Consider the following 12,192-nt stretch of genomic DNA (forward strand, 5'->3'; position numbering starts at 1 on the left):
CACTCGAAGAGGAGCATCATGGGGACGAAGCCGACTCTGCACGAGGTCGCGGCCGCGGCCGGCGTCTCGCTGGCCTCGGCGTCTCGCGCTCTCACCGGCCGCTCGGCGAGCCCCGAGATGGTCCGCAAGGTCCGCACGGCGGCGAAGCGCATCGGCTACCTGCCCGACGCCACCGCGCGATCGCTGCGTCTCGGCGGTCACCGTCAGGTCGTGTTCGCGGTCGACGACATCGGCAACCCGAACTACGTGCAGATGCTGCGGGCGATCGAGGCCGAGCTGGGGGAGACCACCCGCATCAGCGTCTCGTCCACCGGCCGGCGCCCTGATCAGACCGTCGAGCTCGTCCGGATGCTGAGCATGGGAGCGGGCGACGGACTCATCATCTCGCCGCTGCGCGTGACCCCGGCGCTGCGCCAGGCGATCGCCGACACGGTCGTGCCGGTCGTCGTGATCGGCACCCTGCACTCCGACCTCGGCATCGACAACGTCTTCGTCGACTCCTCGGTCGCCGTCGGCATGGTCGTCGACCACCTCGTCGAGATCGGCCGCACGCACATCGCCGTCATCAACGGGCCGGGCAACACGAACCCCGGTGCGGCCCGTCGCGCGGGCTTCACCGCCGCCGTCGAGCGGCACGCGCTCCACCGCGCCGACGCGCTGCAGATCACCGCCGCCGACTTCACGGTGGGGGCGGGCGTCGAGGCGGCTGAGCGGCTGCTCGCGGCGACGCTCGACGACGGCATCCCCGTCGACGCGATCGTGTGCGCGAACGACCTCATCGCGATCGGCGCCATCAGCGCCGCCCGGCGCCGCGGGCTGCGCGTCCCCGAGGATCTCGCCGTCACCGGCATCGACGACACCGAGCTCGCCGCCCTCTACAGCCCGCCGCTCACCTCCGTGTCGCTGCAGTCCGAGCGTCGAGGGAGGATCGCGGCGCGGATGCTCAGCGAGAGGTTCGCCGATCCCTCCCGCCCGCCGCGGCGGGAGACCGTCGAGGCGACGCTCGTCATCAGGGCGTCGACGATCGGAGAAGCAGCATGAGCGTCGACTCCGGCATCCGGCGGCCCGCCGCCTCGCCCGCTCCGCGCACAGGCGGACTGGCCCGCTCGCGGCGCAACGAGGCGATCGGCCTGGTCATCCCCACGCTGATCCCGATCCTCGCCCTCAGCGTCGTCCCGCTCGTCATCGGCGTCGCGACGGCCTTCACCGACTCGCGTCTCGCCCGCAACCACGAGACGCAGTTCATCGGCTTCGAGAACTTCATCAAGCTCGGGTCCGACACGCAGTTCTGGCAGTCGTTCGGCATCGGCATGATCTGGGCCGTGACGGTGACCGCGCTGCAGCTGATCGGCGGGCTGTGCCTCGCGCTGCTGCTGAACACCGACCTGCGCTTCCGCGGCATCACCCGCGTGCTGGCGCTGATCCCGTGGGCCATGCCGCCCGTGGTGGTGGCGGTGATGTGGCAGATGATCTACTCGCCGACCAACGGTCCGCTGAACTGGCTCATCGAGTCGCTCGGAGGGCCCGCGAACATCAACTGGCTCGGCGACTTCGGCCTCGCCCTCCCCGCCGTGATCCTCGTGGGGGTCTGGGTCGGGATGCCGCAGAACACGGTCGTGCTGCTCGCCGGTCTGCAGCAGGTGCCGAGCGAGCTGCTCGAGGCCGCGGCGGTGGACGGCGCCGGCACCTGGCGGCGGTTCGTCAACGTCACGCTCCCCGCTCTGCGCCCCGTGATCTTCTCGATCGCCAGCCTGAGCTTCATCTGGAACTTCAACTCCTTCGGCATCGTCTACGTGATGACCGAGGGCGGCCCCGGCGGCCGAACAATGCTGCCGATGCTGTTCACCTACCTCGAGGCGTTCAAGACCCGCAACACCGGTGGGGCCGCGGCGATGGGCGACGTGATCGTCCTCTTCCTCATCGTGATCCTGGTGATCGCCCTGTGGCGCCAGTTCCGTCCTGAGAGGAGCGCACGATGAGCGACACGACCGCGACCAGGAGCATGGTCACCCAGAACGCGACGAAGACGCAGCGTCGTCGCGCCGACCGGCGCGCGAAGAAGCCGCTCGTGCGGATCCTGCAGTACCTCGCGCTCGCCGGATTCCTCGTCTTCCTCGGCTTCCCGCTGCTGTGGCTGATCTCGACCGCGTTCAAGTCCTCGGCGGAGATCAACTCCCTCGCCGTGAACCTGTTCCCGCTGCAGCCGACGATCGACAACTTCATGGTGGCGCTCGAACGCCAGGGGCTCGTCCGTGCGGCGGGCAACAGCCTCCTGGTGGCGGTCGCGACGACGATCATCGTGACCCTGCTCTCGATACCCGGCGCCTACGTGATGGCCAGGTACCAGGGCAAGCTCCGCTCGATCGGCGTCGGATACATCCTGGTGAGCCAGATCTTCCCGGTCATCCTCATCGTCATCCCGCTGTTCTTCATCCTGCGGTCGGTCGGCCTGGTCGACTCGCTGCTCGGTCTCGTCGCGGTGTACTCCGTCTACACGCTGCCCTTCTCGCTGTGGATGCTGCAGGGCTACGTGGCGGCGATCCCCTACGACGTCGAGGAGGCTGCCGCGATCGACGGCGCCAACAAGCTCCGCACCCTCCAGCGGGTCGTCTTCCCGCTGCTCATGCCGGGGCTCGTCGCGACGGCGATGTTCAGCTTCGTGTCGGCGTACAACGAGTTCTTCTTCGCGCTGGTGCTCCTGCAGTCGCCCGAGAACTACACGCTGCCGATCGCGCTGTCCACGTTCGTCGGCGGTGAGGGCAAGGTCGCGGTCGGACCCCTCGCTGCCGGCGCCCTGCTCTCCAGCATCCCCAGCATCGTGTTCTTCACCCTGCTCCAGAAGCGCCTGGCCACCGGTCTGCTGTCCGGCGCGGTCAAGGGCTAGAACCCGCAGTCTCCACGCAGTTCCCGAACACACAGAGAAAGAGGTATGAAGTGAAGAAGCTTCATCGCGCATCCATCGCGCTCGCCGCAGCGGCCGTCACGGCCCTGACCCTGGCGTCGTGCTCCCAGGGCGGAGGGGAGACGCCCGACGACTCCGGCGACGGCAAGCCGGTCTCGATCACGTTCCAGTCGTTCTCCGACCAGCCCGCCGCGATCCAGGCGACGAAGGAGATCGTCGACGCCTGGAACGAGGACAACCCCGACATCCAGGTCGAGATCGTGCAGGCCCCGACCGACAGCCTCGACGACAAGCTGACCACGCAGTTCGCCGGCGGCGTCGCCCCCGACATCATCCACTACGAGGTCCTCGGCATCGTGCCCTTCGCCCGAGACGGCTACGTCGCCGACCTGAGCGATCTGCTGAGCAAGAAGACCATCGACGACATCGACCCCGGCGTGCTGGAGTCGGTCACGGTCGACGACCAGATCATCGGCGCCCCCACGGAGCTGCAGACCTACGTCGTGTTCGCCAACAAGAAGCTGCTCGAGGCGGCGGGCGTCGAGATCCCGACCGGCGACTCGATGTCGTGGGACGAGCTGGCCGACATCGCCGCGGCCACCACGTCGGGCGACGTGCACGGCATCACGTGGGGCCTGAAGAGCCCGACGGCCGCGTTCATGAGCCTCGGCATGGGCTTCGGCTCGGAGTACTTCACCGGCAAGGGGGAGGACATGAAGGTCGCCGTCAAGGACGCCGACCTCGAGGTCCCGAACCGCGTGCGCGACATGATCGAGGCCGGCTCCGTCGACCCGATCGGCGTCACCCAGTCGGGCTCCGACGTGCTCGCCACGTTCTACGCCGGCAAGGCGGCGATGACCGTGCAGGGGTCGTACCAGGTCGCCAACATCGCCACGGATGCTCCGGCCGACATGGACTGGATCGTGCTGCCCCCGCTCGCCGGCTCCGAGGGGGCCGTCCAGGCGGCCAACCCGCAGACGCTCTCGATCAACATCGACTCGCCGCACCAGAAGCAGGCCGCGAAGTTCCTCGACTACTTCATGGAGACCGACAACCTCGTGAAGATGAACGTCGCCGACGGACTCATCCCGACCACGGTGTCGGCGCGCGAGGCGCTCGCGACGCAGACGGCCGATCAGAACGGCTGGCCCGAGATCGTGAAGTCGGCGGAGGGTCTGCAGGGGCCGGTGTTCCTGCAGGCGAACGGCTTCGTCCGCTGGAAGGACACGGTCGCGACCCCCGCGTTCCAGAAGTTCCTCGGCGGCGAGATCGACGACAAGGGCCTGGCGTCCGAGCTCGACGCCGGCTGGGCACAGGTCAACGGTTGACGACGAGCGGGGCGGATGCCGGGCATCCGCCCCGCTCCTATGAGAGGAATGGCATGAGCTGGATTCAGGAACGCACGGCGGCGGTTCTCGCAGGGTCGGCGATCGGAGACGCGCTGGGAGGAGCAGCCGAGGGCTTCAGCCCCGAGAAGATCAAGGAGCGCTACGGAGGGCGGATCGACGGGATCGTCCCGCCGTACCACCTGGACTGGCAGACCGCCCGGCCGGTGAGCCCGTACCACAAGGGCGACGGGCACATCACGGACGACACCCTCATGACGCAGGCGCTGATCCGCGTGTACGCGGAGCGCCGCGACCACATCGACGCGTTCGCCGTGGCGGAGCTGCTGGTGCCGCTGCTGCAGACCGAGATCCGCTGGATCCCCGAGCTGGAGCGGGAGTCGATCCTGCTGCAGCGCATCTTCCTCGCCGAGAAGTGGCTCGTCACCCGTCTGCAGTACGGCCATGTGGATCCGCGCGAGGCCGGCGTCGGCAACGTCGTCAACTGCGGGGCCGCGATGTACATGGCTCCGGTCGGCGTCGTCAACGCCGGCAACCCGCGGGCCGCGTACGCCGAGGCGATCGACATCGCCGGCGCCCACCAGTCCAGCTACGGCCGCGAGGCCGCGGGGGTCTTCGCGGCGGCGGTCGCGGCATCCGTCGCGGTGGGCGCGACCGTCGACTCGGTGATCGACGCCGCACTCGACGTGGCGCACGACGGCACGGCGGCGGCGATCCGCGCCGTGGTGGATGCTGCACGCTCGCTCTCCGCCGACGCCACGGATGACGAGATCGGCGCCGCGCTCCGCGACGCGATCCGCCCCTTCGACACGGTGGGCGACGCGTACCGTGAACCGCTCATGGACGCCAGAGTGCCCTCCCGCACGAAGTCGATCGAGGAGCTTCCCGTCGCCCTGGGCTTCCTCGTCGCCTACGACGGGGACTTCCTCCCCACGGTGCTCGGGGCGGTCAACTACGGTCGCGACTCCGACTCGATCGCCTCGATGGCGGGGAGCGTCGCGGCCGGCATCGGAGGGAACGCCGTCATCCCGGCCGACATGCTCGACACGATCGCGACGGCCAGCCGGGTCGACTTCGACGAGTACGCGACCCTGCTGTCGGACGTCGCGGTGGAGATCATGGAGAGGGACGTCGCTCGCGCCGAGGCCGATGTCCGCCGCGTCGCGGCACTGCGGGCGGCATGATGCGCCTGACCTGGGCTCAGCCCGAAGACCTCGTGCCGCACGAGCTGGTGCAGGCGCGCGCCGAGGGCTCGGCGGTCGACGCGATCGCCGAGCGCTGGCGCGCGGCGGGCGGCGCGCTCGACCCGGTCAGGGGAGGGGCGACCCCCGACGCGGCATCCGATGAGCTGCGCGCGCTCGCCCGCGAGCTGCTCGTGGAGCTCGACGCCCTCGTGGCGCCGGAGCCGAGCGCCTGGCCGGAGCTGCGTGCGCAGCTCGACGGCATCCCCGCGCCCATCCCGGCGCCCGACGCCGCCGTGCTCCTCGACAGGATCCACGGGGCGTGGGCGGGCAGATCGGCGGGGTGTTTGTGGGGCAAGCCCGTCGAGAAGATCCCGCGCCAGGGCATCGAGGAGATCCTGCGCTCCACCGGACGGTGGCCCCTCGTCGACTACTTCACCGCACAGGGCCTGCCGGACGAGGTCGCAGCCCGCTGGCCGTGGAACCGCCGCTCCGCCGTCAACTCCCTGGTCGAGAACATCGACGGGATGCCGGAGGACGACGACCTCAACTACCCGCTCCTCAACCTCCGGGTTCTGGAGACCGCCGGCCGGGGGTTCACGACAGACGACACCGCGCAGGCGTGGCTGGCCGACCTCCCCGCCGGACGCACCTTCACCGCCGAGCGGATCGCGTACCGCAACCTGCTCGACGGCTACCGCCCCGACGAGGCCGCGCGCGGGCGCAACCCGTTCCGCGAGTGGATCGGCGCGCTCATCCGCACCGACGTGTACGGCTGGATCAACCCGGGCGACCTCGCCGAGGCGGCGCGCATGGCCTGGACCGACGCCCGGCTCAGCCACACGCGCAACGGTCTGTGGGGGGCGATGTGGGCGGCGGCGCTCACGTCGGCATCCCTCGTCGTCTCCTCGGTCGACGAGGTCCTCGACCTGGCGGCGACCGTCGTGCCTGCAGGCTCCGACCTCGCGGAGGCCATCGCGCACGGTGCCGACCTCGGCCGGTCGGAGCTCGACGACGCCGCCGCGATCGACGCCCTGCACGCCGCCTACGGACACCTGCACTGGGTGCACACGATCAACAACGCCGCCACGATCGCCTTCGCCCTCGCCCGCAGCGGCGGCGACATCGCACGGGGCGTGCCGCTCGCGGTCGTCACCGGATGGGACACCGACTCGGCGGGGGCCACCGTCGGATCGGTCCTCGGCGGTCTCGCCGGATCCGCCCGCCTTCCCCGCCGCCTCATCGATCCTCTCCGCAACCGCATCGCGACGAGCCTCCCCGGGCTCGACGGGGTCGCGATCGACGACCTCGCCCGCCGCACCGCAGCGCTGATCCCCGCGCGCTGAGCACCCCCCAAGAGACAAGGACAGTCATGACCCCTCCCACGCCCACCCTGCAGGACCGCGCGCGCGGTTCGCTCGCCGGGCTCGCCATCGGCGATGCGATCGGGCGACCGGTCGAAGGCTTCTCCGCCGCGGAGATCCAGGCCGCCCACGGACGTGTGACCGGCTACCTCGACCCGGAGCCCGCCGGCAGCGACGACACCGAGTACGCCCTCCTCACGGCCAAGACCATCCAGCGCGTGGGCGTCACGGCGACAGCCGACGACTTCGCGCAGACCTGGATCGACGACGTGCTCCCGCAGGCCGACGACTTCAAGGGCGGCGGTTTCAGCGAGATGGCGGCGATCGACAACCTGCGCCGCGGCATCCGGCCTCCGCTCAGCGGCGACACCATGCACGGCTGGAGCGACGGACTCGCGATGCGGGTCAGCCCGCTCGGCATCGTCGCCGACGGGGATGCCGCGCTCGCGCAGCGCCTCGCCGAAGCGGACGGCGCCGTGAGCCACACCACCGAGGGCATCTGGGCGGGAGTGGTCGTCGCCGTCGCCGTGACCACCGCGCTCACGGGGGCCGACGCTGCCGCCTGCTACGAGGCCGGCCTCGCCGCGATCCCCGCCGACAGCTGGACGGCCCGCAACCTCCGAGACGCGCGTGACCTCGTGAACTCCGGTCTCGACGACGACGCGCTGGCCCTCGCCCTCCACGACCGCCTCGCCGTGGTCGACTACTTCTGGGCCGACCTCGCCCCGGAGGCCGTCGGCCTGGCGATGGCATCGGTCCTGCACGCCAGGGGGCGCGCAGCCGACAGCATCCTCTTCGCGGTCAACATGGGCCGCGACGCCGACACGACCGCGGCCATCGCCGGCTGCATCGGCGGGGCGATCTCCGGGATCGGCGATCTGCCCGACGAGTGGGTGGCGGGGCTCCGCCCTGTCGCCGGTTCGTGCATCCGCTCGATGGCGGGGATCCATCCGCTGGATGCCGCCGACACCCTGACCCGCATCGTCGAGGAGGCGCGCGCATGACCACCCCCCTGATCGACCTGTTCACCCGGGGCATCGTCGCCGGGGAGTCGGCGTCCTCCATGAACGCGGACTTCCGCGTCTACGCCCTTCCCCCCAAGCGCGTGAACCGCGTGCGGATCCTGGCGAAGCTGGGTGACGAGGATCGCACCACCACCGTGCCCCGTCCGTTCACCCACGCCGCCCCTCCGACCACGCTGCACCCCGGCGCGGGTGAGAACATCGAGTGGTTCGCGTTCTCCGCCCGTCAGCACGCCAGGGGTCTCGGCCTCACCGAGTGGCGGCATCTCGCCGAGATCGAGGAGGACCCCGCCTCCGGGTTCCGCGCTCGCATCGGCACGAAGCTCGCGCTGCAGAACCTCCGCCACGGAGCCGTTCCTCCGCAGTCCGGGCACGACAACGCGCACTACTTCGACGACATCGCCACCGTGCGCGCGCTCGCCGCGGTCGCCGTGCACCGCGGGAACGGTGCGGTCGACGCGGCGGAGGCGGATGCCGCCATCACGCACTCGCTCGACGGCGTCTGGTGCGCTCGCGCCTCCGCCGTCCTGTTCGAGTCGCTGCTCGACGGGGCCACGGCAGCGGATGCCGTCGCCCTCGCGGTTGCGGAGCTGCCCGCGGACACCTGGAGCCGGCGCATGGCCGAGACGTCGCTGCGCGTCGCGGGGGAGGCGAACGGTCCCCTCGATCGGGCGCGACGCCTGAGCACCGGGGTCGGCGACTGGGTCTACAGCTACCCGATCGCGGCGCCGGAGACCTTCGGCTTCCTGCTCGCCCACGTCGCGACCGCGACCGATGCCGACGACCTCCTGCTCGGCGCGCTCGCACAGCCGCGCAACGCCGCATCGCTCCCAGCACTGGCGGGAGCGGCGGCGGCCGTGCTGTTCGGCGAGGAGTGGATCCCCGCGGGGCTCGATGCCGACGACATCCGGCTCACGGGTCTGGGGATCCCCGACCTGGCGGGGCTCACCGTCGCGGAGGCCATCGCGCGATGACGCTGTGCTCGAGAGGATCGGGGGCGCCGACGTGGGAGTGATCGTGCTCGGCAGCGCCAACCACGACACGTCGGTGTCGATGCCGCGGATCCCCGCCCCTGGGGAGACGATCCTCGCCACCGGGGCGGCGAGCGGCCCCGGCGGCAAGGGGCTGAACCAGGCGGTCGCCGCCGCCCGCTCTGGAGCCTCGACCACGTTCGTCGGAGCCGTGGGCGACGACGAGGCCGGTGAGCGACTCCGCGGCGTTCTCATCGACGAGGGGGTGCGCGCGGGACTCGGCGTCTCCGAGCGACCAACGGGCACGGCGTTCGTCATGGTCGCCGACGACGGCGAGAACGCGATCGTGGTCGTCGCCGGGGCCAACGGCGACGGCGCCGCGATCACCGCGGAGGCGGCATCCGCTCTCGCGTCGGCGGGCTCGGGCGACCTCGTCCTCGCGCAGCTGGAGGTGCCGCTCGACGCCGTGCTGTCGGCGTTCCGCTCGGCGAAGGAGCGCGGGGCGACGACCGTTCTCAACGCCGCGCCCAGCAGGCCACTCTCAGAAGATCAGCTGGCGCTCGTGGATGTGCTGATCGTGAACCAGCACGAGTGCCTCGATCTCGCGGGCGCGCCGGTCGGCGGGGCCGCGGATGCCGCGGGGGCGCCGGTCGTAGGGGTGACTGATGACGCGGGGGCGCCGGTAGTAGGGGTGACTGATGATGCGGTCGCCGATGCCGCACGCTTCCTCGCCGCACGGGTCGGGACCGTCGTCGTGACACTCGGAGCGGCTGGCGCGCTCGTCCTCTCCGCGGGCGAGGAGACGCGGATCCCCGCGTTCTCGGTCACCGCCGTCGACACGACCGCCGCGGGCGACACGTTCTGCGGGGCGCTCGCCTCCCGCCTCGCGGCAGGAGACGCCCTCGCAGCGGCTGTGCCGTTCGCCTCGGCCGCCGCGGCCCTGTGCGTGCAGCGGCCCGGGGCCGCGGCATCCGCTCCCCGCCTCGACGAGATCACGGAACTGCTCGCGACCCGCGCCTGATGCGCCCGGCGCGGCGTTCACAACTCCTCAAGAATCGCGCGATTCCTGCTCGCTGGGGCCCGGATCGGCCCGGATCGGCCCGGATTTTGAGGAGTTGTGAACCGATGCCGCCGCCGCACGCGGCCCCGGACGATACTGCCGTCGCACGCGGCCCGAGACGCCGCCGCCGTCGCCCCAGGCCCGAGCCGCACCCGGCCCGAGACGCACGAAGGGCCGGAGCGTGCGCCCCGGCCCTTCGCTGTCGGCATCCGCTCAGAGCGGCGCGACGATGTCCTGCTTCACGTCCCACTCGGTGACGACGGTGACCGACTCGATCGACTGGCCGCTGACGTCGGCGGTGCCGGTGGTCGCCAGCGGGGCGAAGTCCTTCGTGAGCTCCAGCACGATCGACGAGGCGACGCCCTGCGTCTCGATCGTCCCGGAGACGAGGAACACCTTCTGACCCAGGCGCTCGCCCGTGCCCGTGACGGTGAAGTCGCCCGCGAGGAGCGTGGCGATGGCGGTGGGGCTCGATGCGGCGGCGGCCGTCGCGCCCATGCTGAGTCCGGCGATGATCGGGTCGCTGGACGTGGAGTCCGCGACCTGCCAGGCGCCGGTCGCCGACTTCACCCAGGCGTCGGAGCCGATCACGATGACCGAACCCATCGGCGTGGTCGACTCGAGCGCCTTCTCCGAGGGGTTGTACCTGCCGGTGGTCTCCATGCCCATGACCGTCGAGGTGGCGGCGTACCCCGCGATGGACGAGGTGGCGTCGGCGATGCAGCCGCCGAGCGCGGCGCCGTCGATCTTCGCGCCCTCCGTGAGCTCGGGGCAGCCGGTCGTCGGCGCCTCAGCCTCCTGCGAGGCGCTCGCCGACGGCTTCGCGTCGGCGGGCTTGTCCGTGGCCCCTGCGGAGCATCCGGTGAGCATGACGGCGGCGGCGAGAACCACGCCGACCCCCCACTTGTTGACGCGCATGGCGTCCCCCCTCTGGTCGCGGCCGGTGGCGTTCACCGGCACGCATCCAGCATGCCAAGTCGCCCGGAAGGGCTGTGGACGCGACTCCGAGCCGCATCAGGTAGACTGTGCAGGTTGTCTGCCCTCAGGCATCCATTCGGATGCACGGGCGGTCGACGTGCTACACACCCTCCTGCTTCCGGGAAAGTCCCGGAAGCCGTTCTAGTCCGAAGGAGGTGGGTAAGTGACGCACCAGTACGAACTCATGGTCATTCTGACCCCCGAGATCGATGAGCGCACGGTCGCCCCGACGCTCGACAAGTTCCTGAAGGTCATCACCAACGATGGTGGCTCGATTGAAAAGGTCGACATCTGGGGCAAGCGCCGTCTCGCTTACGAGATCCAGAAGAAGAACGAAGGCATCTACGCCGTCGTCAACTTCACCGCTACCAGCGAGGCCACGCAGGAGCTCGACCGTCAGCTCAAGCTGAACGAGTCGATCATGCGCACCAAGGTGCTGCGTGCCGAGGAAGCTCAGGCGATGATCGCTTCCGAGGCGAAGCTCACCGAGGAGAAGGCTGCTCGCAAGGCGGCCAAGGCTGCGAAGGCCTAAGTCTCATGGCCGGCGAAACAGTCATCACCGTGGTGGGCAACCTCACGGCCGACCCCGAGCTGCGGTACACGCAGAACGGACTGCCGGTGGCGAACTTCACCATCGCATCGACGCCTCGGAACTTCGACCGCGCCGCGAACGAGTGGAAGGACGGCGAAGCGCTGTTCCTCCGCGCGTCCGTGTGGCGTGAGTTCGCCGAGCACGTGGCGGGTTCTCTGACCAAGGGCATGCGGGTCATCGCGACCGGCCGTCTGCGTCAGCGCTCCTACCAGGACCGCGAGGGCAACCAGCGCACCGCGATCGAGCTGGAGGTCGACGAGATCGGCCCCTCGCTCCGTTACGCGACTGCGCAGGTCACCCGTGCGGCGTCGAACGGCGGCGGCCAGGGTGGCGGTCAGGGTGGCGGGCAGTCCCGCCCCGCGCAGCAGGTGTCGGAGGAGCCGTGGTCAACGCCCGGCTCGTCGACCAGCGCAGATGCGTGGAGCACCCCGGGCAGCTTCGGCGACGACACCCCGTTCTGATCAAGGATCTCCGGATGTTTCGGCATCCGTCTCATAACTAAGGAAAAACTATGGCTGGAAAGTCGAGCGGCGACCGCCGCAAGCCGCGGAAGGGTGGCAAGCCCACCGCTCCCGCGAAGTCGATCCGGGTCGGCGTCATTGACTACAAGGACGTCGCCACGCTTCGCAAGTTCATCTCGGAGCGTGGAAAGATCCGCGCCCGTCGTATCACCGGTGTCTCCGTGCAGGAGCAGCGTCTGATCGCTCGCGCGATCAAGAACGCTCGCGAGATGGCTCTCCTGCCCTACGCCGGCGCTGGCCGCTAAGGGGTACGGA

Annotated in this window: 13 protein-coding genes; 12 read left to right on the forward strand and 1 reads right to left on the reverse strand. The window is 70.5% G+C overall.

Annotation, left to right across the window (positions count from 1 at the left end; genetic code table 11):
- The first annotated feature begins 18 nt into the window (after positions 1-18).
- From LC438_RS00665 to LC438_RS00705, 9 genes are read left to right on the forward strand one after another with little or no spacing between them, the layout of a single operon-like run.
- Entirely contained in the window at positions 19-1,041 is a 1,023-nt protein-coding gene (locus LC438_RS00665; RefSeq protein WP_219844634.1) for a LacI family DNA-binding transcriptional regulator, read from the forward strand.
- Positions 1,038-1,979 (forward strand): carbohydrate ABC transporter permease, encoded by a 942-nt coding sequence (locus tag LC438_RS00670; protein WP_105676765.1) that lies wholly within the window; start codon positions 1,038-1,040, stop codon positions 1,977-1,979. Before LC438_RS00665 ends, LC438_RS00670 begins: the two co-directional genes overlap by 4 nt.
- On the forward strand, positions 1,976-2,884 hold the full coding sequence (locus LC438_RS00675) for a carbohydrate ABC transporter permease (protein WP_223585508.1): 909 nt from the start codon (positions 1,976-1,978) through the stop codon (positions 2,882-2,884). Before LC438_RS00670 ends, LC438_RS00675 begins: the two co-directional genes overlap by 4 nt.
- Positions 2,885-2,934: 50 nt before the next feature.
- Positions 2,935-4,230 carry an ABC transporter substrate-binding protein gene (locus LC438_RS00680; protein WP_105676766.1) on the forward strand — a complete coding sequence of 432 codons (1,296 nt, stop codon included), beginning with the start codon at positions 2,935-2,937 and terminating at the stop codon, positions 4,228-4,230.
- Positions 4,231-4,283: 53 nt separating this feature from the next.
- Positions 4,284-5,432: an ADP-ribosylglycohydrolase family protein gene (locus LC438_RS00685; protein WP_223585509.1), complete on the forward strand. Its 1,149-nt coding sequence runs from the start codon at positions 4,284-4,286 to the stop codon at positions 5,430-5,432.
- The gene (locus LC438_RS00690) at positions 5,429-6,775 is read left to right on the forward strand and encodes an ADP-ribosylglycohydrolase family protein (RefSeq protein WP_223585510.1); all 1,347 of its coding nucleotides are present in this window, start codon (positions 5,429-5,431) and stop codon (positions 6,773-6,775) included. Before LC438_RS00685 ends, LC438_RS00690 begins: the two co-directional genes overlap by 4 nt.
- 26 nt (positions 6,776-6,801) lie before the next feature.
- Positions 6,802-7,797, forward strand: a complete 996-nt coding sequence (locus tag LC438_RS00695) for an ADP-ribosylglycohydrolase family protein (RefSeq protein ID WP_223585511.1) — start codon at positions 6,802-6,804, stop codon at positions 7,795-7,797.
- Entirely contained in the window at positions 7,794-8,789 is a 996-nt protein-coding gene (locus LC438_RS00700) for an ADP-ribosylglycohydrolase family protein (RefSeq protein ID WP_223585512.1), read from the forward strand. The genes LC438_RS00695 and LC438_RS00700 overlap by 4 nt, the downstream gene beginning before the upstream one ends.
- Positions 8,790-8,793: 4 nt before the next feature.
- Positions 8,794-9,807, forward strand: coding sequence for a ribokinase (locus LC438_RS00705; RefSeq protein ID WP_223585513.1), 1,014 nt, complete (start codon positions 8,794-8,796; stop codon positions 9,805-9,807).
- 252 nt (positions 9,808-10,059) lie between these two features.
- On the opposite strand, the gene LC438_RS00710 is transcribed toward LC438_RS00705, so the two are convergent.
- Positions 10,060-10,764, reverse strand: a complete 705-nt coding sequence (locus tag LC438_RS00710) for a hypothetical protein (RefSeq protein ID WP_105676798.1) — start codon at positions 10,762-10,764, stop codon at positions 10,060-10,062.
- Positions 10,765-10,987: 223 nt separating this feature from the next.
- Here LC438_RS00710 and rpsF point away from each other — a divergent pair, with 223 nt between their 5' ends.
- Genes rpsF through rpsR form a run of 3 tightly spaced genes read left to right on the forward strand, consistent with a single transcriptional unit; the run spans position 10,988 to position 12,182 of the window.
- Positions 10,988-11,356: a 30S ribosomal protein S6 gene (gene rpsF / locus LC438_RS00715; protein WP_105676772.1), complete on the forward strand. Its 369-nt coding sequence runs from the start codon at positions 10,988-10,990 to the stop codon at positions 11,354-11,356.
- Positions 11,357-11,361: 5 nt separating this feature from the next.
- Complete coding sequence (locus tag LC438_RS00720) at positions 11,362-11,877, forward strand: single-stranded DNA-binding protein (RefSeq protein ID WP_105676774.1); 516 nt, start codon at positions 11,362-11,364, stop codon at positions 11,875-11,877.
- Positions 11,878-11,927: 50 nt separating this feature from the next.
- Complete coding sequence (rpsR, locus tag LC438_RS00725; RefSeq protein WP_045257356.1) at positions 11,928-12,182, forward strand: 30S ribosomal protein S18; 255 nt, start codon at positions 11,928-11,930, stop codon at positions 12,180-12,182.
- Positions 12,183-12,192 lie beyond the last annotated feature (10 nt).

This window comes from Microbacterium sp. OVT16B (assembly GCF_019969705.1).
Lineage (GTDB): Bacteria > Actinomycetota > Actinomycetes > Actinomycetales > Microbacteriaceae > Microbacterium > Microbacterium natoriense.

What these genes read in the sequence shown, in the direction of transcription:
- LC438_RS00665 (WP_219844634.1), top strand. Translation starts at nt 19, where the DNA reads ATGGGGACGAAGCCGACTCTGCACGAGGTCGCGGCCGCGGCCGGCGTC.
- LC438_RS00670 (WP_105676765.1), top strand. Translation starts at nt 1,038, where the DNA reads ATGAGCGTCGACTCCGGCATCCGGCGGCCCGCCGCCTCGCCCGCTCCG.
- LC438_RS00675 (WP_223585508.1), top strand. Translation starts at nt 1,976, where the DNA reads ATGAGCGACACGACCGCGACCAGGAGCATGGTCACCCAGAACGCGACG.
- LC438_RS00685 (WP_223585509.1), top strand. Translation starts at nt 4,284, where the DNA reads ATGAGCTGGATTCAGGAACGCACGGCGGCGGTTCTCGCAGGGTCGGCG.
- LC438_RS00690 (WP_223585510.1), top strand. Translation starts at nt 5,429, where the DNA reads ATGATGCGCCTGACCTGGGCTCAGCCCGAAGACCTCGTGCCGCACGAG.
- LC438_RS00695 (WP_223585511.1), top strand. Translation starts at nt 6,802, where the DNA reads ATGACCCCTCCCACGCCCACCCTGCAGGACCGCGCGCGCGGTTCGCTC.
- LC438_RS00700 (WP_223585512.1), top strand. Translation starts at nt 7,794, where the DNA reads ATGACCACCCCCCTGATCGACCTGTTCACCCGGGGCATCGTCGCCGGG.
- LC438_RS00710 (WP_105676798.1), bottom strand. Translation starts at nt 10,764, where the DNA reads ATGCGCGTCAACAAGTGGGGGGTCGGCGTGGTTCTCGCCGCCGCCGTC.
- LC438_RS00720 (WP_105676774.1), top strand. Translation starts at nt 11,362, where the DNA reads ATGGCCGGCGAAACAGTCATCACCGTGGTGGGCAACCTCACGGCCGAC.
- rpsR (WP_045257356.1), top strand. Translation starts at nt 11,928, where the DNA reads ATGGCTGGAAAGTCGAGCGGCGACCGCCGCAAGCCGCGGAAGGGTGGC.